This window comes from Flavobacterium sp. F52, from assembly GCF_000278705.1.
In the GTDB taxonomy this organism is placed as follows: Bacteria; Bacteroidota; Bacteroidia; order Flavobacteriales; family Flavobacteriaceae; genus Flavobacterium; species Flavobacterium anhuiense.
On the sequence record NZ_AKZQ01000038.1, the window covers coordinates 20,906 to 46,307 of the forward strand.

Consider the following 25,402-nt stretch of genomic DNA (forward strand, 5'->3'; position numbering starts at 1 on the left):
ACTTTAAACCTGAAACAAAAAACAAAAAAACAAAATGATTCTCCTAAGTTCCGAAAATATACTATTATTCAGTTTTGCATTAATTATAATTGCATTTCTATATTCAAGCGTTGGGCATGGCGGAGCTTCTGGATATTTGGCTTTGATGAGCATTTTTGCTTTTCCGGTTTCGATTATGAAACCATCGGCTTTGTTGCTGAATTTGTTTGTATCGAGTATTTCGTTTTTGTTTTATTATAAAAATAATTATTTCAAACCCAAGCTGTTTTATCCGTTTGCTATTGCTTCGATTCCAGCAGCTTTTATAGGAGGTTTTATCACTTTAGATAGTGCGATCTATAAAATAATTCTCGGAATTGTATTGGTTTTTGCAGCGTTGAGGCTGTTTGGAATATTTAATTTTAAAGAAAAAGAAGAGGTAAAAATAAACCTTTCGTTTGCTTTGGCCATTGGTTTTGCGATAGGATTATTATCTGGAATGTTGGGAATTGGCGGTGGAATTATCTTAAGTCCGATCCTGTTATTTTTAGGATGGGCGTCAGTAAAAGAATCGGCTGCGATTTCCAGTTTATTCATTTTTGTAAATTCATTTGCAGGAATGTTGGGATTCTTTTTAGGAGGAAAAACAATTCCGATGGAAAGTTTTTATCTCGTTCCAATTGCTGTTGTAGGAGGAATGCTGGGAGGATTTTACGGAAGCGGCTCTTTCTCCAACAGAACATTAAAAATGGTATTAGGAACGGTGATTTTAATGGCAAGCGTGAAATTGATTTTTCCCTGATAATGATATGGTTTTGCCACAGATTTAACAGATTAAAAGGATTTTTTTTTGCCACGAATTACACGAATTTCAGTTACATATTTAAAAAAATAATTTGTGAAAATTTGTGTAATTCGTGGTAAAAAAATCAAAACAAAGCATTTAAAGAAATCTTTTTAATCCTTTTAATCTGTGGCAAGAATAGACAAAAGAAACCTGAAATAAGAAAACTATGAAAACACTAACAGTATTTATTCTTTGCGGAGGAAAAAGCTCCAGAATGCAGTCAGAAAAAGGATTGGTTTTGTTTCAGGAAAAACCATTCATTGAGCATATCATTCAGGCAATTTTGCCCATTACAAACCATATAAAATTAATCACGACTTCTAAAGAATACGATTATTTAAACTATGAAAAAATAGCAGATTTAGTTGAAGATAAAGGTCCGTTGGGTGGAATTTATACTGCATTATCACATTCAGAAACCGAATTCAATCTGATTTTGAGTTGTGATATTCCGTTAATTTCGACCGAATTATTGCAAGAATTAATTTCAAAACATACAAGTGAGGCTGGAATTACGGTTTTTGCATCCGAAAGCAAAACACATCCGTTAATTGGGATTTATTCAAAAAATATTGCTTCTGTTATAAAAGAAGCGATCGATTCTGATGAGCTTAAAGTGATGGATCTGCTGGCTAAATTGCCGCATCAGATTATCAATATAGAAGAAAGTGAAAACTTTCATTTGACGAATATTAATTCGGCAGACGAATTAAATGATCTGAATATCAATTTAACTTAAAGACTATGCGAGATTTAAAAACACCCAAATTGACTATTGTAGGTGCAGGTCCAGGTGACGTTGAATTGATTACGCTAAAAGCAATTAAAGTTTTAAAAAGTGCCGATGTCGTTTTGTACGATGCTCTGGTAAATGAAGATTTGTTGGAATACGCACCAAATGCAGAAATTGTTTTTGTTGGAAAACGTTTAGGTTGCCATGCTTATACTCAGGATCAGATTAACGATTTGATTGTTTCTATGGCAAAAACTCATGGGCATGTGGTTCGCTTAAAAGGCGGTGACCCGTTTGTTTTTGGAAGAGGAAGTGAAGAAATCGAATTTGCAGAAGATTTTGGAATAGAAACGGCGATTGTGCCTGGAATTTCATCTGCTTTAGGAGTTCCTGCTTCGGTTGGAATCAGTTTGACACAGCGTAAAGTAGCAGAGAGTTTCTGGGTTATTACAGGAACAACTTCAGACCATAAATTGTCAAAAGATATTCAATTGGCATCAAAATCGGCAGCAACGGTTGTTATTTTAATGGGAATGCATAAATTGGACGAAATCATTTCGATTTATCAAGAAAATAGAAATGATGATTTGCCAGTTGCCATTATTCAAAACGGGACGAAAAATTCAGAGCAAAAAGTAATTGGAACTATCAATACAATCACTAAATTGGTATCTGAAAAAAACATATCATCGCCGGCCATTATCGTTATCGGTGAAGTCGTTAGAACTACATCAAGTTGGATTTCGTATTTTCAGGAACACTTTGATGACGAATTTATTTTTCAAAATTTAAATTTATAAAAATGATTGAGGTTAAATATTTTGGAGCTGTCGCTGAAAAAACAAAATGTGAATTCGAAACATTATCTTTTTCAGAACAATGTTCGTTGCAAAAATTATTACAGGATTTAAACGAAAAATACGAGTTTGAATCACTGACTTTCAGCGTTGCAGTCAATCAAAAAATAGTTTCCAAAACTTCAGATTACACTTTACAGACTAGCGATATTGTAGCATTATTGCCGCCATTTGCAGGAGGATAAAAACATGATTTATGAGTTCATCAACCCGATATAACAGACAAATTATACTTCCTGAAATAGGAGAGGAAGGTCAGGAAAAATTATCCAGATCAAAAGTTTTAGTAATTGGCGCAGGAGGTTTGGGCGCTGCGATTTTACCATATTTGGCTTCTGCAGGAGTGGGAGAAATTGGAATTGTAGATCATGATGTTATCGAAATTTCTAATCTTCAAAGACAAGTAATTTACAAAACTGAAGCTATCGGAAAATCAAAAGCAAAGGAAGCCAAAGCAATGATTGCTGAATTGAATCCTTTAGTTAAAGTAAAAGCAATTTCTGAAAAGTTATCTGGAAGAAATGCCATTTCATTATTTGAAAAATATGACATTATAGTTGATGCAACAGATAATATCGCAATCAAATATTTAATAAACGATGCCTGTCTGGTAACTCATAAACCAATGGTTTATGGATCAATTTTCAGGTTTCAAGGACAAGTTTCGGTATTCAATTATAAAAATGGACCAACTTACAGATGTCTATATCCCGAAGAAAATTTAAAGGCGGCAAATTGTGAAGAAGCTGGAGTGCTTGGCGTTTCAGTTGGGATTATCGGAATGCTTCAAGCCAATGAAGTTTTAAAAATGATTCTCGGAATCGGAGCAATTTTAAGCGGAAAAATATTGGTTTGTAATACGCTGAATAACGAACAGCAAAAGTATGATTTCGAGAAAAATGATTTTCAAAGCATCACCAGAGAAGCATTCGAAGAAAAATACAATAAATGTGAAGTGGAGGAAGTAAGTTTTGAATCAGTTTTGAATGAAATGGATAACGATGAAGTTCTTTTTCTCGATGTTCGAAATGTAGATGAATCGCCAAAAATCAGTTTAAAAAATCAAATTCAGATTCCGTTAATGCATTTGGAAAGTAAGTTAGAAAAACTGGATAAAAAACAAACCATTTACATTTTCTGCCAATCTGGAATTAGAAGTAAAATTGCATTCGAGTTGCTTCAAAAGCATCGATTTAAAAATATAAAAAGCATTGCTGGTGGCGCTTTAGCAATGCGAAATTTATTAGAAGAAAAAAAGGATAGCCACGAATTCACGAATTTTATTTTTTAAAATCTATCCGTAAAGTATTGAATTAATTTGTGAAATATAATTGCACAAATTAATACGTTATAATTCGTGCATTCGCGGCTAAAAAAAATATATAAAAAATGAGTAAAAATGTATTTGTAGAAGGACCGATTTCTCCTGAGTTTATTGCCGAATCGATTGCCAAACATCAATCAAAACATACTATTGGAGCACATAATATCTTTTTAGGGCAAGTCCGTGCCGATGTTATTCACGACAATACAGTCGTTGCCATTGATTATTCGGCGTATAAAGACATGGCGAATGAAGCGTTATATGCAATTCGTGAAAAAGCTTTCGCCAAATTTGATTTGACCTGTATGCATATTTATCATAGTTTGGGCGTGGTAAAAGCAGGTGAAATCTGTTTGTTTGTTTTTGTATCGGCAACACGTCGCAAACAAGTGTATGAAGCCACAGAAGCTATTGTAAATTGGATCAAAACCGATGTGCCGATTTTTGGCAAAGAAATGTTTGAAAACGACACATTCACATGGAAACAAAATAGTTAATGGTAGATATTACGCATAAAATAAGCACTTTAAGAGTCGCAACCGCAACCGCAATTGTCAAAGTCAGCAAACAAGAAACAATTGATGCTGTTGTCAATAATTTGGTGCCAAAAGGAAACGTGTTTGAAATGGCAAAAACGGCTGGGTTATTTGCGGTAAAAAATACGCATTTGTCCATTCCAGATTGTCATCCGCTTCCAATTGAATTTACTTCAGTCGAATATCAAATTGAAGGATTAGAGATTCATATTATTTTCAAAGTAAAAACCGTTTACAAAACAGGAGTTGAGGTTGAAGCGATGCACGGCGCATCTATCGTAGCGTTGACCATGTACGACATGCTGAAACCAATTGATAAAGAAATTGAGATTTCGACTATCAAATTAATTAATAAAGAAGGAGGAAAATCTTCTTTTAGAAATAAGTTTCCGAATGCTATAAAAGCAGCGGTTTTTGTTTGTTCAGACTCGATTTTTGCTGGCGATAAAGAAGATCGTTCAGGAAAAACAATTGTAGAAAAACTGGATTCGTATGGAGTTGAAACTTCGCATTACGAAATCATTCCGGATGAATTGGATATTATTCAAGAGAAAACAAAAACTTACGCTAAAGAAAATCAGTTGGTGATTTTTACAGGTGGAACAGGTTTGTCTCCAAGAGATGTAACACCTGAAGCTTTAGAGCCGATTTTGGAAAGCAGAATTCCTGGAATAGAAGAAGCTATTCGAAATTATGGTCAGCAAAGAATGCCGTATGCGATGCTTTCTAGAAGTGTTGCAGGAACTTTAGGTAATAGCCTAGTTATGGCGCTACCAGGCTCAACAAACGGAGTAAGAGAGTCTATGGATGCTGTTTTTCCCCATGTAATGCACGTTTTTCATATTTTAAAAGGAAAAAATCATGACAGTCTCTAACACTATTTTAACGGATGGTTTTGGGCGCAAGCACAATTATCTGCGCATTTCGCTGCTGGAAAAATGCAACCTGCGTTGTACGTACTGCATGCCAGCGGATGGGATCGCGCTTTCTCCAAAAGCCAGTTTAATGACTGGCGATGAGATTTTTGCAATTGCTCAGACTTTCGTAAAAAATGGTGTTGATAAAATTAGATTAACAGGCGGAGAACCTTTATTGAGAAAGGATTTTCCTGAAATTGTTTCTAAATTATCAACTTTAGATATTTCACTTTCGATAACGACAAACGGAATTTTAATTGATCGTCATATAGACATTTTAAAGCAATTTAATGTCAAAAAAATCAATTTGAGTTTAGATACTTTGGTGGCTTCTAAATTTGCCTCTATAACGCTTCGAAATCAGTTTGAGAAAGTGATTGATAATTTGCATTTGCTTTTGAATCATGATTTTGAGGTAAAAGTGAATGTAGTTTTAATTAAAGGTTTTAATGAAAACGAAATTGTCGATTTTGTAAAACTGACTCAGTTTCTGCCAATCTCAGTTCGTTTTATCGAGTTTATGCCTTTTGCAGGAAATGAATGGGACAGAAGTAAAATGGTTTCACAGAACGAGATTTTATCTTTAGTGGAAACTCAATTTTCATCGGATCAAATTCAAAAACTGGAAGATGAAAAAAACTTCACTTCGAGAAATTATAAAATTAAAGGCTTTCAAGGCGATTTCGGAATTATCAGTTCTATTACAAATCCATTTTGTGATAGCTGCAATAGAATCCGCTTGACGGCGGATGGTAAAATTAAAAACTGTCTTTTCTCCAATGCAGAAACCGATTTGTTGACGGCATTTAGAAACGGAGAATCCATCACTGATTTGATTTCAGAATCGATTCAGAATAAAAAGAAAGTCCGCGCTGGAATGTCTACCATTAATGAAATTGATGATCCAACACTTCATTCAGATAATCGTAGTATGATTGCGATTGGGGGGTAAATTAATTATTAATTGTGAATTATTAATTGTGAATTGTCTGGCTGAGCGAAGCCTAAGCCTAATTCGCAATGACTCGTTGGAGTGTAAAAAAAGGTTCAACTCATAAAGTCAAACCTTTCTTATAACTATTTTTTCTTTTTAGCTTTAGCTTTTTTCTGAGCCCTAGCTTTCTTTTCAAGCTTCTTGGCTTTCGCTTTTGCTTTTTCTTTTTTAGCCTTTTCTTTTTTCTTTTCAGCTGCTTTTAGTTTTGCTTTTTTAGCTTTTTCTAATTTTTTAATAACAGCTTTAATTGCTTTTTCTCTTTTCTTTTCTTTTTCTTTTTTGGCTTTAAGTTTAGCTTTCAGCTTTGATTTTATATCGTTTTTTTCTTTACCAATTTTTTCAACCGTTACAACTGGTTTGTTTTCTTCAAAAGGTACCGGAATGTCATCAGTTTTGATTTCTACGATTTCAGAAACGATAGGTTCTGTTTTTGCGGGAGTCGTTGCTGCTTTTTTCACAGTCGCAGACGGAGTCGCTTTTGAAGCTGCTCTTACAGGAGTTTTTGCCACAGGTTTTACCGTAGCTGCAGGAGCTTTTGTAGCTGTTGTCTTCGCAGCAGGTGATTTTGTAGTTGCAGTTTTCGCAGCTGATGGTTTTACAGCCGTTCTGGTGGTTCTTCTAATGGTTGTCTTGGTTTCTGGCTGTATTTCTGTAGTACTTTCTACAGCTGTTTCTGCGGGAATATCAGTAACTTTTTCAGCAGAAGGTGGTGTTGTTCTTTTTATCATAACGGTATTTTTTATTGAGTAATAGATGTTAACCAAATGATTATAAAGCTTGTGAAGTATGCAGCTTTATCATAAATTCTTTGTTAAGCTAAATATACGCAATTTTTGAATACATAAATAATAGAACTTATTAATTTTCAACCGTTTCCAAAATCCTAAAATTGCTTTTTGGTGCTTCACAAAGAGAACAGCAATACGTTTCTGGGAGATTTTCAAACAAAAGACCTTTGGGAATTCCCTGTGTTTCGTCTCCATATTCAGAATTATAAAGCGTTAAGCATTCCTGACATTGGTAAATATCCTGTTGCGGTTTTTCTTTTTTCTGTTGTTTTTCAGTAATCTCAGACGCAGTGTTTCCTAATTCTTCAAAATATTTTCGACTTAATTCAATTAAAATGGTTGGCAGTTCGAGTTTGTCAATGTCTTGCGAATGCACAATGTATTCACGTGTATTTGGGTCGAAGTTCTTTGCGAACAAAACATTGTAAGTATCGCGTATCTTAATGGATTCTAAATCCTTTGGAAGTTCATTTTTTTCAATGACAATCGAAGTGAAATAGTGTCCGTCGCGATTGTATTCTGAAATTCCGAAATTCAATCCGTATGTACTGATGTCAAATTGATCTAATGTTCTAACGAGGAACGTTTTTAGGTTCAAAGCCCATTCCATTGCAACAGGTAAGTGCCAATTGAGTTCTAATAAAGAATGACGAACGTTGATGCCTCTTTTCCCTAAAAACTTTTCCCATTCCAGTTTTCGATCTTTCGGAATCCCTTTTATGATGAAAGATTTCCAAGGCGTGATACAGATTTTTCCGATTTTGCATTCAAAACACAAATCGCACATTTCTTTCAGGAAATCTAAATCGTAAAGATTGTTTCGCCAATACAATCCCAGCCAATATTGATCGATTCCCATTCTGTTCATTCCTTCGTAATAAGGAAATGGATAAAACGGAATGTTCAATGGTTTGTCGATTGTTCGGTTATTAGTGTCTAAAGCTTCGCTTACTAAAGTAAAAAGCATTTCAATATCAACAGAACCTTCGTCGGTTATTTTTTCGATTTCATAGTAAATCTTTGCCAAATCCCAGCTGTAAAGCAAAACAGGATAAACTTCCATTTTTTCCCATTTAGGAAGACGGATATACAAATACCAATAATCTTCGTGTTCTGAGGCTATAAAATTCAAATGCCCTGTAAACAGAGGAACCAATTGCTGTTTCGGATCGGTTATATTGACTTTTAGTTTTGGCTGTTCTTTAAATTCTTCCAAAATATATAAAAAACGATTTCCAGTCAGCCAATTGGTATTTCTGAAAATATCAGTCGAAACATAAGATGAAACAATATTGTTCCCGCTTTTCTGGTCGGGATAAACAAAATGATGTTTTCCTAAAGTGGTTTTGTCCAAAGATTTAAATCCTTTTGGAAAAATAATATCCTGCCTAGAACCAAACGAAATGGAATCCAGCCCTTCTTCCAAAGCAATGTTTACAACTTCTCGTAATTCTCCTGGCGATATAACGCCTCCTTTTACTATTAATCTTGTTAGTTCCATTTTTTCTTTTTGTTTCAGGTTCTTTTTGTTTCAGGTTTCAAGTTGCTTTACTTTGAACACAAATTTTACCGCAAAGTTCGCAAAGGTTTTCCGCAAAGGTTTTTTATTTTATAATGAGTTGCCAAAGTTCACAAAGCTTTGGGTAAAGGTTTTAGCGCATAGCTTTGTGAACTTTTTTCGCTAGAAAACAATTTTAAGCATAGAATATTATTCTTTGCGAAACTTTGCGAAAAACCTTTGCGGACTTTGCGTTTAAATCAACACAATATTAGAAAAGCTACACTTTGCACTTTGCAAGAATCTCTTTAACCTCTGTTTTACAACTTCCGCAGCCTAAACCAGCACCTGTATTTTTGCATAATGCTGTGAAATCGTTTACACCACTTTTAATGGTTTCTTCAATGTTTCCAGCTCCAACCTGACTGCAGGAACAGACTAATTTTCCTAAAACCGGTTTTGCATTTGTGCTCCCTCTTAAAAGCGTATTTCGTTTGTCTGATAATTCGATTTTGCTTTCAATCATCGTTTTAAATTCGGCAAACTCGTTTTTATCGCCCATTAAAATGGCACCGACCAAAAGATCATCTTTTACAATGCATTTTTTGTAATAACGTTTTTTCAAATCGGCAAAAACAATTTCTTCGTACGAATCGTCATTTTCTGGAATCGTAATATCTCCAATGCTGCAAAGGTTGATGTCTTCTAATTTCAGAATATTCATTAAGATAGAGCCTTTGTAATAACTGCTGATATCGCCTGCTAAAAAGTTAGCCAGAATATCTGCCTGTTCTTCAGCGGCAGAAGTTATTCCGAATAATTTATTATCGAATTCAGCTATTTCACCAATTGCAAAAATATCTGGATTTGAAGTCTGCAAATACTGATTTACTTTTACGCCACGTCCGCAGGCTAATCCGCTTTCACGTGCAATTTCGATGTTCGGAATTGTTCCAATTGTATAAACAATGGCATTGGCCGTTATGATTTTACCGCTCTTTAAAGCAATTTCAATTTCGTTGGGATTATCAGTTTCAAAAACAGTGCTGACTTCATTATCAAAATAAATCTGAATATCTCGAAGCTGAACTTCTTCGGCTAATAATTTGCTTGAAATTCGGTCTAACTGACGTTCCATCAAGCGGGAAGCGCGCTGAATAATCGTAGTTTTTACTTTTTTATGTTTTAAGGCGGCTGCCAATTCTAATCCTAATAAACCACCGCCAATAATAACGACATGCTGTTCTTCTGGAGGAAGATTGGTGTTGTCTAAATGTTTTTTCAAACGATCAGCATCTTCTTTTCTTCGAACGGTAAATCGGCCAGGAAGATGCAGCTGTGCATTTTCAGGAATAAACGGACGGCTTCCTGTTGCAAGAATCAAAGAATCGAAAGTATGAATTTCGCCTTGGCTGTCTAGAATTGTTTTTTGTTTCGCATCTATTTTATCAATAGAGACTCCCGCTTTCATATTAATTTTCAGCTTATTGAAAGTTTCTCCGTCTTTTACTTTTAAAAGCTGTTCCCAACTGAATTCTCCAGTCATGTATTCTGGCAGCAAAACACGATTATAAAACGGATTTACTTCATTCGAAAACACAATGATTTCATCGGTTGTATTGAACTCCCGATAGTTTTGAATAAATCGAAAAGAAGCTGCTCCAGCACCAACAATGGCAATTTTCTGAAAAGGTTTTACATATTTTTTAATCGAAACCGTTGTGAACTTAAAATCAGGTTCTTTTGAAACTGGATCGACAACGGTATTGGTTAAGTTATTGGTTCTATTAAGATCATTTTCAAGCTGTTTCCCCCAATGCATCGGCAGGAAAACTACTTTTTCTTTGATCGAATCGGTAACTTTTGCTTTTATGCGAACTTCTCCATTTTTGCTTGCAACGACCACAATGTCACCATTTTTGATATCGTTTTTAAATGCATCAATTGGATTTATTTCTAAAACTGGACTTGGAATATGCGTTAATAATCGAGATACTTTTCCAGTCTTAGTCATCGTATGCCATTGATCGCGAATTCTTCCTGTGGTTAAAATAAAAGGAAATTCATCATTTGGTTGCACCGACGTATTTTCAATCGAAACAGGCAGATTAAAAATCGCTTTTCCAGAAGGCGTATAGAATTTTTTATCGGTAAATAATCTTGGAGTTCCCGGATGATTGTAGTCTGGAACAGGCCACTGAAAAGTTCCTTCGGTTTTTAAACGATTATAATTTAAGAATGAAATATCAATATTGGTATTTTTGGTAAGCGCGCAATGTTCTTTGTAGATTTCTTCGGCGCTGTTGAAATTAAAGCCGTTGAAATTCATTTTTTTAGCAAAACGAATCAAGATTTCAATATCAGGAAGCGCTTCTCCAGGCGCATTGATTCCTTTAGGCAGATAAGAAATACGACGCTCCGAGTTGGTCATCGTTCCTTCTTTTTCCAGCCAGCCAGCAGCAGGCAATAATAAATCGGCAAATTTGGCGGTATCGGCATTATGAGAAATATCCTGAACCACAACAAATTTAGCATTTTGAAGTGCTTTTTCAGCTCTGCGCGAATCTGGTAAACTGACTAGCGGATTGGTGCAGATGATCCAAACGGCTTTCATTTTTCCAGATTCTAGAGCTTCAAACATTTCTGTTGCTGTTAAGCCTGGTTTATCTGAAATTTCGTCAACACCCCAAAAATCAGCAACTTCTTTACGATGCGTTGGATTGGCAATATCTTTATGCGCTGCCAAAAGCGTTGCCATTCCGCCTACTTCGCGTCCGCCCATTGCATTGGGTTGTCCAGTTAAAGAAAAAGGGCCTGAACCCGGTTTTCCAACTTGTCCCGTTAAAAGAGATAAATTCAGCAATGCCGTGTTTTTGTCAACGCCAACAGCACTTTGATTTAATCCCATTGCCCAAAGCGAAATAAAACCTTTTGCTTTTCCGATAATATCGGCAGCAAGTTTAATGTCGTTTACCGAAATTCCGCAAAGTTTAGAGGCTTTTTCAAGTGAAGTTCCTAAAACTAAATCTTTGTATGGTTTGAAATTCTCGGCGTGGTTTTTTACAAAATCATGATCTACGTAACCTTTTTCGATAATGCGTCTGGCAATAGCATGATATAAAATAATATCAGAACCTGGAATAATCTGCAAATGCAAATCGGCGAAAGCGGCAGTGTCGGTTCGTCTTGGATCGATGCAGATTATTTTAGTTTTCGGATTTTTCTCTTTGTGTTTTTCTAAACGTCTAAATAGAATAGGGTGGCACCAAGCTGGATTTGCGCCTGTAATTAAAAAAGTGTCTGCCAATTCAATATCATCATATGCAATTGGCACAGAATCTTCACCGAAAGTCTTTTTGTAGCCTACCACTGCAGAACTCATGCAAAGTCTGGAGTTGGTATCGATATTGTTGGTTTTTAGAAATCCTTTAACGAGTTTGTTGACTAAGTAATATTCCTCTGTTAAACATTGACCCGAAATATAAAAACCAACGCTGTCTGGTCCGTGTTTTTTTATGATAGAAGAAAAAACCGCTGCAGCTCGATCTAGAGCAGTGTCCCAACTTACGCGTTCCAGCGGATACGATTTGCTTCCGCGCATTTCTGGATATAAAATTCGATCAGAAGTATCGTTGACTACGTAGTGCAGATTCATTCCTTTAGAACACAACATTCCTTTGTTTACAGGATGATCTTTGTCGCCCTCGACCATTACACCATTTTTGGCATCGTTGGTCACGATTATGCCACAGCCAACGCCGCAGTAGGAACAGGTAGTTTTGATCTTCGTAGTTTGCATTAGAGTTCTATTTAGAGATACTACTTTATTTGAATAATTTGACTTTAGAAAAAGTACGTAAGCAAAAATAAGTATTTTTACGTATTAATACGTATTTTTTGGATTTATTTTTTTATTTTTGATGAAAATAAATGAGGAACAACAAATTAGTTTTTAATCGGCTAAAAATTAGACTCATGAAAGAAGAACCAACCGTTTGTTATTCCTGTGCCAATGAAAATTGTTTTATCAAGAAACATTTGCATTTAGAGCAGATGACAAGTTATATTTCTAAAAAACAGAATATAATCTGTAAAAAATCGGATCAGTTTATTACCGAAGGCTCGCCTTTGCAGGGGCTTTATTTTATTTGCAAAGGAAAAGCCAAAACAGTAAAAACGGGAATTAACGGTCGGGAACAAATCGTTCGATTAACCAAAAACGGTGATATAATTGGTTTTCGCGGATTTGGAACGAGCAAGCGATATTTGATTGGCGCTTATGCATTGGAAGATACGGTTTTGTGCAATTTCAGTAATGAAACAATGATTGAAATTCTAAAGCACATTCCCGAATTTACGTATGCCTTAATGTTGTTTTATGCCGAGGAATTGAACAAAAGTGAAAACAATATCCGCAAAATTGCACACATGAATGTTCGGGAACGTGTGATTGATTTGTTGCTTTACATTCATCGCAAATTTGGACAAACTAATGGTTTTATTGATATTGAGCTTTCACGAAAGGAAATTGCTGATTTTGCCGGAACTACTGAAGAACAAGCCATTCGAATCTTATCAAGCCTGAAAAAGGAATCTCTGATTAAAACGGAAGGAAAGCGTGTTGGAATTTTGGAAGTTTCAACCTTGCGAGCTGAAATTATGGAGCATAAGTATTTTTAATTTTCTAAGTTGCTAAGATTCTAAGATGCTAAGGTTTCTGATTGTGGGGATGCATTGCAATGCGTCTGCATTTTAACACATAGAAACATAGAATTTGAAATCTGTCGAAAAAGATTATTTTAAAAATCTAGATTTTTACACATAGCTATGTGTATTTATGAAAGTGAAACGCCCTTGAGGTATTTTAAAATCTATGTTTCTATGTGTTAAAAATGATTGTACGTACAAATATTTATTTTTTCCTTCCCACAAATCGAATTACAGAACCTGTTCCGTTATGGAATAAACCTTCGCTGAGTTCGATTTCTTTTTCTTCCAATTCGATGATTTCATAATTTGGAAAATCAGCTTTGATTTCTTCGATTGAAAAAAGAGATTCAATATCTTTTGGTCCGCCGACTTTTTCGTTTTTAGTTACATATTCTAAATGCTTTTTGCTGAAAGCTTCAAATATAATAATTCCGTTTTTGCGTAAAAGTTGATCAAGCTGTTTGTGAATTTCCGATTTAATTTCAGCTGGAAAATGCGCGTAAATCAATGCAATTGCATCAAATTGTTCTGCTTCGAAATCTAGAGTTTCTAATTCGCCAACCTGATAATCAATCGAAACGTTATTTGCTTCAGCAAGTTTTAATGCTTTGTTTCTGCCTTCTTCGCTAATATCAAAAGCCGAAACCTGCCAGCCTAATTTTGCTGCAAAAATGGCATTTCGGCCTTCGCCTTCGGCAGGAAAAAGAATAGAGGCTGGGTTTAGTTTTTCTAGTTGTTCTTTTAAAAAGTTATTGGGTTCTTCGCCGTATGCGAACTCTTCGCTTTTATAACGGTCGTCCCAACGCTGAGTCCAGTTGTTCATGGTTTATATATTGAATTTAATTATTAAAGGTTTATGGTCACTGTACAAAGTCCAATCTTTATAACTTCCTACTTCCACACTTTCTAAAACTTCGACAAAATCATTTGAAGCAAAGCAATAATCCATATGATAGGGCTTGTTTTCGTGTCGATACATATACAAAGTTGGATGCTCTTCTTTGCCTTGAATTTGATTGAAGTATTTATGATACGTGCTGAAAATATTCTTTTCGGCTAGTTTGTTTACCACAGTGGTATGATTGCCTTCGCGACGTGGTTTATCCCAAATGGCATTGCTGTTGAAATCGCCAATCAAAATGGTTTTGGTTTCTTTGATTAGATTTTCGTAAAAATTAATCGCTTTCCAAATCTGTGTTACATATGCGCCATCTTTATCTGCAGGATTATTTGCCCAAATGGCAAATAGTATAAAATCAGCTTTTCCTCCCGTAACGGCTATTGGTAGGATATTTTTAAAATCTGGATTATGACAATCTAATAATTGAAACCGATAATCGCTATAAGAAAAAACGCTAAGACCTTTATTCGGATTTGTGCCGAACCAAAGAATATCTTTTGGTGTTTGTATTTTGGTTGGAAATTTTAATTTTTCAGGACTTTCACATTCAGAAATTACAGCAATATCAGGATTATGAGCGAGAATGAATTCTGCTTTTTTTCTGAAGGCCATGTTGCAGTTCCAAGCGATGATTTTCATTTGAAAATTAAATTATTTCTCACTCAAATATAATGATTAAAGGGAAGAATATTTTTGTGATTCAAAAAAAAAATACCCCTCTTCTAAAAATAGAAAAAGGGCAATTTATATATTTAGATTTCTTTAATCTTAGCCGACAAATTTTGTTTCTCCGCTATTTACATCAATTTCAGCAAAATTATGTTTTCCAATCACGATAAGCAGTTTGTTCGAGTTATAACCAACATATCTAATTTCAGGTTCGCCTTTTTTAGGTTTTCCGCAGATCGAAATTACATTAGTTTGCCATTTCAGTTTTTTTCTTTTGTAGGCAGAAACGGTCTGTAGATCATTTTCAACATAATAAACCATGTTGTTTTTTTTGATTCCTCTTTTTTGGGTTTTGGCAAAATTAATTTCGGAGTTTTTCGAAATTAAGGCATCATCGTATTTTTGGGCAATACCTGTTTGCGTGACAATAAAAGTCAGCAATGACAATTTTAGAAATGGTTTCATTAGGATAGAATTGGGGGTTCATAATCACTTCAAATATAATTAATTAAACATATAATCCGCATTATTTTTGAAATAAAAAAATACCCTTTCCAGAAATAGGAAAAGGGTAAAAAATATGAGTTAAATTTTAAGAAAAATTATTTTTTCCAGCTAAAAATTCTAGGATTAACAGAAATCATTAACCAAGCCCAATTGTTGGTATGATTTGCATCTCCATTTTTGATAAATTCCATTGTTTTAGAACCAAACATTTGAGAATAACCGCCTGTTACAGTGATGTCTTTTTTGAAATTATATCCAAAACTTGCATCAATTTCAGTTCCTAAATAGGAATCTAGTTTTTCATTTGCAGGAGTAACAACATCAGCTGCTGCTAAAAACACATGCGGCATAAGAGCAAATTGCCATTTGTTTATATTGTAATTCAATTTTATAAAAGCATCTTGCAAACCAACATTGTTTAAGTGATTTCCAACATAAAAATAATCCATGTAACCGTTAAATCCGTGGTTGGTTCCAAAAATCGGGTTAAAAGATTTAATTACGGTACTGCCGTCATTTGAAGCTTTTCCTGATAAAAATTCATATCCTAAACCAGCTTTAAATGATTCTGTTATGCTGTAATTAAAATTTGCAGCGGCATTCCAAGCGCTTACTTGCAGATCAGTACTTTTTCCAGTTTGTCCGTATATCCAAAAGTTACTGTCTATTTTGCTTGATTTGTAAGTTAGATAAGGTCCAAAAGTCTGTTTATAATCAACTAAAAGTTTTGCATCTGCGTTTGCATATTCGTAACCAGTGTTAAGCAATAAAAAACTTAAACCTAAATCAGTGCTAAATTGATTGTGATACCAAGCGTATTGCATCGCTTTATAATTGGCAACTGTATAAGGAGTTTGAACTGCATTTTCAGCAGTTGAATTATAGGCTCCTCCAAAATCTAACTTTTGCTTTTCTGTCTGATAGGTAATGGTAAGCGCATCGTGGCTTTGAGCCTGTTGGGCCCAGTCCATTTCACCCAAAATACGTTGATTGTCATAAGAAAGAACTTGACGCCCCATTCTCGCACTCCATTTTTCGGTAAAATTATATTGTGCCCAAGCTTCAAAAACAGCTACACCATTTTTATCGGCAACGGTTGCAGTAGGAACATCACCCCATGTTCTGGTATTTTGAAAAGTTAATTTTACAATTAAATCATCTTGTTTGAAATTAATGTTTAAGCGCGAACGTTGAGATATTTGAGAAGTTGCTTTTTGTCCTTCTGGCAGCAAAGTTTTGTAACCGTTGCGATATTCAAAACGTGGCCTAATTTGAAGATTTACGTCTAATTCTTGTGCCTGTAAGGCAGCGGTAGATCCTAGAAGTAACAGGAAAATAATTCTGATTTGTTTCATGGGTGATATTTTTTTTAGTCGTAAATTTATAAGAAAAAGCCATGTTTTATCATATTTCTAATTTTTTTTTAATCTAAGTCTAATATACAGGTTCTAATTTTGTCTTGCTTATTTTAACTCGTTTTTCCTTAGATAGCTGTGTTATAGTGTAATGCATCCAAACGAGACAGGCAGTTGAAAAAATTAGAATAAAAATCCATGAACTTGACCAGATTCCAGTTTCAGTCAGTAAATATCCGAAGATAATTGGGCCAAAGAAACCGCCTAATCCGCCAATCATTCCGACCATTCCGCCCACAACGCCAACTTCTTTTGGAAAGTATTCTGGAATGTGTTTGTAAACCGCTGCTTTTCCGATTCCCCACGAAATCCCAATAAGAATTACCAAAAATAGGAATACCCACATATTGGCATCAAATTTAATAACAGTAACTCCTTTTGCTATCAGTTCTTTTTTTGCAACACTTTGGTTGTGAGCTACTACAACATCTTGCCAGCTAGTAGAAGTTGGGAAAATAGCATTTTCATTCATGTTGGCAGTTTTTTGTGCAATAGGATATTCTTTATCGCCAATTTTTACGGTTTTATCGCTGATTTCATTTACGACACCTTTTTTAGCAGCTAATATTCCTGGTCCTGAAGTAGTAATTTCCATTTTTGGAATTGATAGTAAAGCACTTAAAATTACAGAAGAACCCAAAACCCAATACATTACTTTTCTTGCTCCAAATTTATCAGACAAATAACCTCCAAAAGCTCTAATTACTCCAGATGGTAAACTGAACATGGTTGCGAACAAACCGCCCATTACTAAGCTCGTTTGGTAAACGTTCATAAAATTTGGCAACAGCCATTGTGAATAGGCTACAAAACATCCGAAAACCAAGAAGTAATATGCTCCAAAACGCCAAACTCTTTGTGATTTTAGTGGCAAAAGCATTTGCGAAACACTTTTGCCGCTACTTTCTATTTTTTTGTTTTGAGCGAAAATTAAAAAGGCAACACCGATTACGACCAATGAAACAGCATATATGACAGGAAGAATTTTCCATCCGTTTTGTGGATCATTGATTGAAAAATGATTTAATAGAGAAGGAGCTAAAAACGTTGTAATTGCGGCACCGGCATTTCCCATTCCGAAAATTCCTAAAGCGCGGCCTTGCCATTCTTTTGGATACCAGATTGATGTATAGCCAATTCCGACTGCAAAACTTGTTCCGACCATTCCGAATAAAAAGCTAAGTAAGGCAAACATGGCGAAACTGTCAGCGTAGGGAAGGAGAAACAGCGGAATCGAACAAAGCAGTAATAACAGTGAAAAAACATATTTTCCGCCAAATTTATCAGTTAAAATTCCGATAGGAAGACGCATGATAGATCCAGTTAAGATTGGAATACCTAAAAGCCATCCAACCTGAACAACACTCCAGTGGAAAATTCCGTTATCAACCAAAAAGGTTACTAAAACACCATTTAATGTCCAGCAGGCAAAACACACTGTAAATGCCAATGTGTTCAAAAATAAAATTTTGTGTGATTGCGATAGTGAGTTTGTATTTTTCATAGCACTTATATTTTTAAGTAAAAATAAGTACTATAACTTAGTTAAAACCTGCCAAAACGCAGTTTTTGATAAATAATTACGTATTTATACGTATTTTTTAAATTAAAGAATACTCGGCAGCTTTATTAGAAAGTTCCATCAAGTTTTTTACTTTCAATTTTTTCATCAGATTAAAACGATGAACTTCAGCAGTTCTTTTACTGATTTCAAGAGCTTCAGCTATTTCTTTGTTTCCTTTACCTGATAAAAGAAGTGTCAAGATTTCTTTTTCTCTTTTGGTAATCATCATTTCTTCGCCTAAATTTTGTTTAGGTTCTAGTGATGCAGATGAATTTGTCAATTGGCTAATTAATATAGAAGAAATGTCTCCGCTAAAATATTTTCCTCCTGCAGCGACACTATGTAAAGCTTTTAAGAATTCTTCTTTGCTTGAACCTTTTAATAAATAACCATCAGCTCCAGCTTTTATCGATTTCAATACATATTCTTCCGATTCGTGCATTGAAAGCATGATGATTTTTACGCTGTTTTTTTCGTTTCTAAGTTTTTCTACTACCTCTATGCCCGTTAAGTTTGGCATACGAATATCTACTATAAGTAAATCAGGATTTGTTGCTGTAACAACTTCAAGCGCATCTGCGCCATCAATCGCTTCGCCTACAACCTCGATGTTTGCTTCGTTTTCAAGCAAAGATTTGATTCCGTCTCTAACAAAAACATGGTCATCTGCTAATACTACACGAATGATATTGCTCATAGTTTACTTAATTTTGATTCTCTATTTTTACGTATATTCATCTAAAAAGAAGACGCTAATATACGTACTTTTTTTAAAAATAAATTCCAATATTAAAATTTCTAATCTTGGAAATTCCAAATTCCAAAGGATTATGTGCTCAGATTTATAAAAGTTTAAAACTTTTTGACAAAGTTTGCTTTTTAATTGCCTACAGCTTTAGCTGGAGGTTTTGAAGATATGATATGAGGCTTTAGCCAAATGCATAAGTTAGGCTAAAGCCCTTTTGAAGACTTGCTTTTTACCTCCAGCTAAAGCTAGAGGCAATTGAACTTTTTATTGATGGAACAAATCTTCTTCTGAAAACATGTGCTCGCGAGAGGGATAGGAGCAAGCTACCGGAGTAGCGCGGATAGCCCGACAGTATTAGGGAAAGTGGGCGAATATAGATAAAGATCGATAGCCCACTTTTTCTAATACTGGCTCGCCATGATAATTAGATAATGAGTTAATGTATCAATTAGATAATTCTTATGAATGCGTTAAATAATTATCTAATTTTCTAATTGACTAATTATCTTATTTAAGAATTGGAATATTAAAAGTAATCCTGGTTCCTTCGCCTGGAATGGAGTTCATGAAAACGCGACCGTTAATGTATTGGATTCTTTCTTTCATGAATAAAAGGCCCATTCCGGATTCGCTGTTACGTTTTTTGTCGACTGAATTGACATCAAAACCTTTTCCGTTATCATCTACGATGATACTTAAAAGTGTTTCGCTGTGTGAAAGCTGCACAATAATATGAGTCGATTCGGCATATTTAATGGCGTTGTTGATGGCTTCTTGCGTCAAACGGTAAATATTGATTTCAATTAAGGAATCCAAACGCTGGTCGAAATCGGTTTTATTATAAAAAAGGATTTCTTTTCCCGTAAGTTTTGAAAGTTCCTGTGTTAGTTTTGCTAAAGAAGAAACTATTCCGTGATCGCTTAATTCTGGGGGCATTAAGTTGAAAGTGGCCGTGCGGACACCTTTTATAATATCCAAAGAAAGTTTCTTTAAATACTCAATTTTTTGTTCTGATTTTTCTCTGTCATCTAAATTAATGCTTTCTAAACTGAATTTTAAACCCGTGAGCATTTGCCCAATTCCGTCGTGAATTTCTTTGGCGATTCGGTTTTGTTCGTTTTCCTGATTTTCAACGATTTTGCTTGAAATAATTTTTTGTTGATTGATTTTTTCAGTCGTGTTTTCCAAGTTTAAACGCTCGACTTCACGTTGTGCTTTTTTGCGTTCGGTGATATTGAAACAGACAATCAAAAGTTCCAGTTCGTCTTTTTTGATCATTACGGGAACCATTGATAAATCGAGCCAAATTTCTTTTTCTTCTTTGGTCAAAATTTTCATTTCGCCCTGCCAGCCACTGCGCTGTTTTTCGAAAATCAGGCGGTCAAAATTAACCTGTTCTTTTTCGTCAGCAGTAAGGACTTCAGAGAATTTTTTGTTGGATGAAAATTTAGTGTAATTGAGAAGTTTAGCGAATTTTTCTCCAATATGAATAATGGAACCGTCTGGCGAAATTCGGCAATAAAGCAACGTGTTCTCCATTGCGTAATTGAGCGATTTTAATTCTTTTACAGAGTTTTCTTTGATTTCGCTCAGAATTTCGGTGTCGTATGCGAGTTTGAGCGCTTTCTTTTCAGAAGATAAAAGCTTGGCGATTAATCGTTCGATTTTCTTGTTGGTTGGTTTGAAAATGAAGAAGAATTCCAAAAGAAGAACAAGTAAAGTGAATCCGAAAATCCAATATTCTATTCGGCGTTGTTCGGTTACTTTTTCGTGCGCTTCAAGATCGTATTGCGTTACAATCTGGTTCATTTTTGAAAGGAAAATGCCTTCGTTTTCTAAAATCGTCTGAACCAATTTTTGATTTTCAGATGCCGATTTTTTCTGCTGTAAATTCAATAAAAAGGCGTCCGTGGTTTTTGCAATTTTATTGAAAATTGGGTTGATTTCTAGATATAGCTTATTTAGCGTTTCTGATTTTTCTTTTGGAAAAGCTAAGCTGTCATTTCCATTTTCCAGCGCGTTTTGGTTTCTTTTCCAAAGCTCTAAAACTTCTTTTAAATGCGAAGTTTTTTTGGCTGTAGCCGAATCAGAAACGTAATGTAGAATCAGAACTTCTTTTACGATTTTCTGGCTTAGCATTCTTTGCTTGCCCGAAAAATTAATGATTTTAGAATCGCTTAGTTGCTGATTCAGATTGTATTGCACTAAAAATTGACTGATAATTATAGTTAAGGCAATAGTAAGAAGTGCAAAAAAATACAGACGTCGTAAATTTTTGAAAGTGATTTTTTCTGCAGCTTCCTGATTGCTTTTTTTCATATCTTTTTACAATCCCAAAGAAGCTTTTATTAGGTTTAAGTTTTCTTCAGAATAATTGATTTTTAAGGCTTCTTGATGTCCTTTGTCCGACATTTTATCCCAAGTTTTTTTGATGATGTTTTTCAGCTTTTCTTCATCATGTTTATGAACGAAAGGTTCTAAGTAATATTCTAAAAAGACTAGGCAAATTACATCTTCCAATAATTGAGTTTCGGCATCTTTTTTCAGCAGTTTTTTCTCAATTAAGAATGAAACACGATCGATAAAAGCTTGATCGTAACCTGCTTTTGCCAGAATTTCGGCCGTAGTTTTAGAGTGGAATTTTTTCAATTCCTCTCTCCATTTCAAATAACCCACACGATCCATTGGGTACGATTCGCGAGCGACTTTCCATCGGCAGATATGCTGTGCTTTTGAAGCAATCTGAATTTCTTCTGAGGCATTTGGTTCAAACTGCATCAGTCTTTCGTACATCCTGTTCGAATACAGTAATTCTTTTGGATATTCTTTATTTTGGTATAATTCGATGTTCGGATCTTGTGCATTTTCAGCATCAATCCATTCGCTTGCTTTTTGAAAAGGTGTAGTCATTTTTTTGGTTAAGTAATAGATTTCAAAGATACGGAATTAGTGGAAAAGTCGAAAGTCTAAAGTGAGATGAAAGAAGCAAGAGGCAAGACTATATAGGTTTTCAAATCTTGCTTCTTGCTTCTTGCCTCTTAAAAGTCTAATCTACGAACCCAACAAAAACTTCATCTTCAACAATTTTAATCGGGTAAGTTGCAATGCTATATTCTTCGCCATTTAAGTTCGAGCCATCTACTAAAGAAAATGTTTTTTTATGCATCGGGCAGGCGATTTTCGGAATATCGTCGGCAGAGCCTGTCATTCCTCTTGAAAGCACCATTTCCATTTTATGTGGACAGGCGTTTTGGCAAGCGTACCATTCATTCCTGCGTGTGAAATTGAAAATCGCAATTTGTTTGTTTTTGTATTTGATACATCCGCCTCGATTGGTTGGAAAATCTTCTACTTTACCTGCTTTGAACCAAATTGTTGCATCGCTCGCATGAACTGTTTCGTATTGATTTAAGATTTCTTCCATTTTGATTGAGTTTTTTGTTCCTGTTTCTTAGCCCTCTTTTTACAATCAAGAGAGATTTGATGGCGCAGTAAAAAAGAGGGTAAGAAGGACAGCAAACGTTTAATGATTTTTTTCTTTTTTTTTGGAGCTTGGCGTTTTGCCACTAAGGCGCAAAGGCGCTAAGTTTTTTTAAGTTTTTGTAATTTGACTTTGTGTCTTTGTGTCTTTGTGGCAAGATATTTTTTTAAGTCCAGGCTTTTGGCATTTTTTGATCTCTTAGCGGAACAAAAACAGCATTATCGTCTTTTTCGTCTGAGTTTATAAAGTGATTGAAACGTTTTAATAATCTTGGTTTTTCTAGCACTTGTTTCCATTCGCATTCGAAAGTGTTGACTAAAGTCTGCATTTCGGCTTCAAGCGTTTCGCAGATTCCTAAACTGTCTTCGATGATTACTTGTTTCAAATAATCTAAACCACCGTCTAGTTTTTCCAACCAAGTTGAAGTTCGAATCAGCGGACCTGCTGTTCTGATGTAATACATTAAGAAACGATCCATGTATTTGATTACGGTTTCCTTGTCTATTTTTTCTGCCAATAAAACAGCGTGTTTTGGATTGGCTCCACCGTTTCCGCAGATGTATAAATTCCATCCGCCTTCAACAGCGATTAATCCGAAATCTTTTCCGCGTGCTTCGGCACATTCGCGAATGCAAGCTGAAACACCACCTTTTAATTTGTGAGGAGAACGAATTCCTTTGTATCTATTTTCAAGTTCGATGGCAAATCCAGCGCTGTCGTCCATTCCGTAACGGCACCAAGCATTTCCAACACAGCTTTTTACGGCACGAAGGGATTTTCCATAAGCATGACCGCTTTCAAAACCATTGTCGATTAAGATTTTCCAGATTTTCGGCAAGTCACTTAAATGCGCTCCGAACAAATCAACTCTTTGTGCTCCAGTGATTTTAGTGTACAAATCGAATTGTTTTGCCACTTCGCCAATTACAATTAATTTCTCTGCAGTAATTTCGCCTCCAGCAACTCTTGGAACAACCGAATAGGTTCCGTTTCGTTGAATGTTGGCCAAAAATCTATCGTTGGTATCTTGAGTTGTTATGTGTTTGTTGGCCGTATCATTATAAATACTAGAGAATATAGAAGCAACAACAGGTTTGCAGACTTCACATCCGTCGCCTTTTCCATGATGATCTAAAACATCGTAGAAATTCTCGTATTTGTTGATTTTTACCAAATCGAATAATTCTTGACGTGTGTAGCTGAAATGTTCGCATATCACTTCTTTGACTTCTTTTCCTAAAGATTTTTGTGTTGCTTTTACTAAATCTGAAACCATTGGTTTACAGCCGCCACAGCCCGAAGTCGCTTTGGTTGCTTTTACAACATCTGAAAGTGTAGCGCAAGATTCATCCAAGATTTTACAGCAGATAGCACCTTTGGTAACGTTTTCGCAAGAACAGATTACCGCTGTGTCTGGCAAATCGATTACACTTCCTAAAGAAGAACCTTCAGAACCATCACGAGAACCTAAAATCAAATCTTCTGGGTTTTTCGGCAGTGCCATTTCATTAATATAAATCTGGAAAAGCGAACCATAATCGCTAGAATCTCCGACTAAAATTCCACCCAAAAGTTTTTTCGAATCTTTGGTAACGTTGATTCTTTTATAAACTCCACTCAATTTATTCTCATAAATAATAGCAGTAACGTCATTATTTTCAATAAAAGGATCACCAAAACTTGCCACTTCCACACCAATCAATTTCAATTGTGTAGACATATCGATGGTTTCTCTCATGGTTTTATCACCATTTAAGATTTGCTCTGCAGCAACATCCGCCATTTCGTAACCTGGAGCAACCAATCCGTAAATGTTTTGGTTGTAAAGTGCAGCTTCACCAATAGCAAAAATGCAAGGATCTGAAGTTCGCATTTGATTGTTTACCACAATTCCGCCTCTTACGCCAACTTCAAGTCCCGAAACTCTTGCCAGTTCGTCGCGAGGTTTGATTCCTGCTGAAATCACAAGCATATCGACTTTTAGTAATTCGTCGTTTTCAAACATCATTCCCGTTATATTTTCCTTTCCGTCAATATATTGCGTTGCTTTGTTAAGATGAATTCCAATATTTAATTCTTCAATTTTTGATTGAAGCATATCACTCGCGCCTTGATCCAATTGTCTCGGCATTAAACGCGGTGCAAATTCTACCACGTGCGGATTCAATCCTAAATCTCTAACAGCTTTTGCAGCTTCAAGACCTAATAATCCTCCACCTAAAACAGCAGCATCTGTCGCGCCTTTTTGTTTTATTTTTTTAGCGTAAGCCATAATTGCATCCAGATCTTCTATTGTTCTGTAAACAAAAACACCTTCTTTTTCGACACCTTCAATTGGCGGTACAAAAGCCGAAGAACCAGTTGCTAAAACTAAGTAGTCGTACGTATGTGTTTTGCCTAAATGTGTATGTATAGTTTTTGAATCACGATTAATATCTGTAATAAGTTCAGATGTGTTTAGAATAATATTGTTTTCTGCGTACCATTCGGTCGTAGATAATGATAGATCATCTGCCGTTTTTCCTCCAAAGTATTCGCTTAAGTGAACACGATCATAGGCGCGTCTTGGCTCTTCTCCAAATACTGTGATTTGATACTTTTCTTGTCCTGATTTTGCAACAAACTTTTCGCAAAATTTATAACCAACCATGCCGTTTCCAACTACTATTACTCTAATCATGATTTCTTTAATTAAGTATTACTACGCAAATATAAGTATTTATACTTATAAAAAATACGTAAATAATTTATTTTTTAGCAAGAAAGTGTATTTTGGAACTACGTATTTTGGCTTAATCTTTTACATAGCGTAGGTTTTGAACGATTTTGGAGTAATTCGGTTTTTTAAAATTTGAAAGGATTCTAAATAAGCGTTTCAAAAAAATGTCGTAAATTCATAAGAATTTTACATTTGTTTTACGAAGAAGAACATTT

The 25,402-nt window shown here is 35.1% G+C and carries 22 protein-coding genes; 9 read left to right on the forward strand and 13 right to left on the reverse strand.

Annotation, left to right across the window (positions count from 1 at the left end; all coding sequences use genetic code 11):
- Positions 1 to 34 precede the first annotated feature (34 nt).
- The 8 genes from FF52_RS20765 (at position 35) to moaA (ending at position 6,145) form a co-directional block, all read left to right on the forward strand.
- The gene (locus tag FF52_RS20765; RefSeq protein ID WP_008468710.1) at positions 35 to 781 is read left to right on the forward strand and encodes a sulfite exporter TauE/SafE family protein; all 747 of its coding nucleotides are present in this window, start codon (positions 35 to 37) and stop codon (positions 779 to 781) included.
- Positions 782 to 992: 211 nt separating this feature from the next.
- Positions 993 to 1,565 carry a molybdenum cofactor guanylyltransferase gene (locus tag FF52_RS20770; protein ID WP_008468711.1) on the forward strand — a complete coding sequence of 191 codons (573 nt, stop codon included), beginning with the start codon at positions 993 to 995 and terminating at the stop codon, positions 1,563 to 1,565.
- Positions 1,566 to 1,570: 5 nt separating this feature from the next.
- Entirely contained in the window at positions 1,571 to 2,359 is a 789-nt protein-coding gene (cobA, locus tag FF52_RS20775; protein ID WP_008468712.1) for a uroporphyrinogen-III C-methyltransferase, read from the forward strand.
- A gap of 2 nt (positions 2,360 to 2,361) precedes the next feature.
- The gene (locus FF52_RS20780) at positions 2,362 to 2,601 is read left to right on the forward strand and encodes a MoaD/ThiS family protein (RefSeq protein WP_008468713.1); all 240 of its coding nucleotides are present in this window, start codon (positions 2,362 to 2,364) and stop codon (positions 2,599 to 2,601) included.
- A gap of 11 nt (positions 2,602 to 2,612) precedes the next feature.
- Positions 2,613 to 3,707 (forward strand): HesA/MoeB/ThiF family protein, encoded by a 1,095-nt coding sequence (gene moeB, locus FF52_RS20785; protein WP_008468714.1) that lies wholly within the window; start codon positions 2,613 to 2,615, stop codon positions 3,705 to 3,707.
- A gap of 98 nt (positions 3,708 to 3,805) precedes the next feature.
- A complete protein-coding gene (locus tag FF52_RS20790; RefSeq protein WP_008468715.1) occupies positions 3,806 to 4,237 on the forward strand; it encodes a molybdenum cofactor biosynthesis protein MoaE in 432 nt (143 codons plus the stop codon).
- Positions 4,237 to 5,151, forward strand: a complete 915-nt coding sequence (gene moaCB / locus FF52_RS20795; RefSeq protein WP_008468717.1) for a bifunctional molybdenum cofactor biosynthesis protein MoaC/MoaB — start codon at positions 4,237 to 4,239, stop codon at positions 5,149 to 5,151. The genes FF52_RS20790 and moaCB overlap by 1 nt, the downstream gene beginning before the upstream one ends.
- Complete coding sequence (gene moaA / locus FF52_RS20800; protein ID WP_008468719.1) at positions 5,138 to 6,145, forward strand: GTP 3',8-cyclase MoaA; 1,008 nt, start codon at positions 5,138 to 5,140, stop codon at positions 6,143 to 6,145. Before moaCB ends, moaA begins: the two co-directional genes overlap by 14 nt.
- 125 nt (positions 6,146 to 6,270) lie before the next feature.
- Here moaA and FF52_RS20805 read toward each other — a convergent pair whose 3' ends face one another.
- The 3 genes from FF52_RS20805 to FF52_RS20815 form a co-directional block, all read right to left on the reverse strand.
- Positions 6,271 to 6,915 carry a hypothetical protein gene (locus FF52_RS20805; protein ID WP_008468721.1) on the reverse strand — a complete coding sequence of 215 codons (645 nt, stop codon included), beginning with the start codon at positions 6,913 to 6,915 and terminating at the stop codon, positions 6,271 to 6,273.
- Between the two features lie 130 nt (positions 6,916 to 7,045).
- On the reverse strand, positions 7,046 to 8,476 hold the full coding sequence (locus FF52_RS20810; protein WP_008468723.1) for a rubredoxin: 1,431 nt from the start codon (positions 8,474 to 8,476) through the stop codon (positions 7,046 to 7,048).
- A 277-nt stretch (positions 8,477 to 8,753) separates the two neighbouring features.
- Positions 8,754 to 12,272, reverse strand: coding sequence for a nitrate reductase (locus FF52_RS20815; RefSeq protein ID WP_008468725.1), 3,519 nt, complete (start codon positions 12,270 to 12,272; stop codon positions 8,754 to 8,756).
- 176 nt (positions 12,273 to 12,448) lie between these two features.
- Between FF52_RS20815 and FF52_RS20820 the strand changes: the two genes are divergently transcribed.
- Positions 12,449 to 13,153: a Crp/Fnr family transcriptional regulator gene (locus tag FF52_RS20820; RefSeq protein WP_008468728.1), complete on the forward strand. Its 705-nt coding sequence runs from the start codon at positions 12,449 to 12,451 to the stop codon at positions 13,151 to 13,153.
- Between the two features lie 232 nt (positions 13,154 to 13,385).
- Here FF52_RS20820 and FF52_RS20825 read toward each other — a convergent pair whose 3' ends face one another.
- The 10 genes from FF52_RS20825 to nirB form a co-directional block, all read right to left on the reverse strand.
- Positions 13,386 to 14,006 carry a class I SAM-dependent methyltransferase gene (locus tag FF52_RS20825; protein WP_008468730.1) on the reverse strand — a complete coding sequence of 207 codons (621 nt, stop codon included), beginning with the start codon at positions 14,004 to 14,006 and terminating at the stop codon, positions 13,386 to 13,388.
- A 3-nt stretch (positions 14,007 to 14,009) separates the two neighbouring features.
- Positions 14,010 to 14,723 (reverse strand): endonuclease/exonuclease/phosphatase family protein, encoded by a 714-nt coding sequence (locus tag FF52_RS20830; RefSeq protein WP_008468733.1) that lies wholly within the window; start codon positions 14,721 to 14,723, stop codon positions 14,010 to 14,012.
- 129 nt (positions 14,724 to 14,852) lie between these two features.
- Positions 14,853 to 15,218 carry a hypothetical protein gene (locus tag FF52_RS20835; RefSeq protein ID WP_008468735.1) on the reverse strand — a complete coding sequence of 122 codons (366 nt, stop codon included), beginning with the start codon at positions 15,216 to 15,218 and terminating at the stop codon, positions 14,853 to 14,855.
- 137 nt (positions 15,219 to 15,355) lie between these two features.
- Entirely contained in the window at positions 15,356 to 16,615 is a 1,260-nt protein-coding gene (locus FF52_RS20840) for an alginate export family protein (RefSeq protein WP_008468737.1), read from the reverse strand.
- A gap of 79 nt (positions 16,616 to 16,694) precedes the next feature.
- A complete protein-coding gene (locus FF52_RS20845) occupies positions 16,695 to 18,179 on the reverse strand; it encodes an MFS transporter (protein WP_008468739.1) in 1,485 nt (494 codons plus the stop codon).
- A gap of 97 nt (positions 18,180 to 18,276) precedes the next feature.
- On the reverse strand, positions 18,277 to 18,936 hold the full coding sequence (locus tag FF52_RS20850) for a response regulator transcription factor (protein WP_008468741.1): 660 nt from the start codon (positions 18,934 to 18,936) through the stop codon (positions 18,277 to 18,279).
- A 558-nt stretch (positions 18,937 to 19,494) separates the two neighbouring features.
- Positions 19,495 to 21,306, reverse strand: coding sequence for a type IV pili methyl-accepting chemotaxis transducer N-terminal domain-containing protein (locus FF52_RS20855; RefSeq protein WP_008468744.1), 1,812 nt, complete (start codon positions 21,304 to 21,306; stop codon positions 19,495 to 19,497).
- A gap of 6 nt (positions 21,307 to 21,312) precedes the next feature.
- On the reverse strand, positions 21,313 to 21,897 hold the full coding sequence (locus tag FF52_RS20860; RefSeq protein WP_008468746.1) for a DUF4202 domain-containing protein: 585 nt from the start codon (positions 21,895 to 21,897) through the stop codon (positions 21,313 to 21,315).
- A gap of 136 nt (positions 21,898 to 22,033) precedes the next feature.
- On the reverse strand, positions 22,034 to 22,411 hold the full coding sequence (nirD, locus tag FF52_RS20865) for a nitrite reductase small subunit NirD (protein ID WP_008468748.1): 378 nt from the start codon (positions 22,409 to 22,411) through the stop codon (positions 22,034 to 22,036).
- A gap of 223 nt (positions 22,412 to 22,634) precedes the next feature.
- A complete protein-coding gene (gene nirB, locus FF52_RS20870) occupies positions 22,635 to 25,148 on the reverse strand; it encodes a nitrite reductase large subunit NirB (RefSeq protein ID WP_008468750.1) in 2,514 nt (837 codons plus the stop codon).
- Between the last annotated feature and the right edge of the window lie 254 nt (positions 25,149 to 25,402).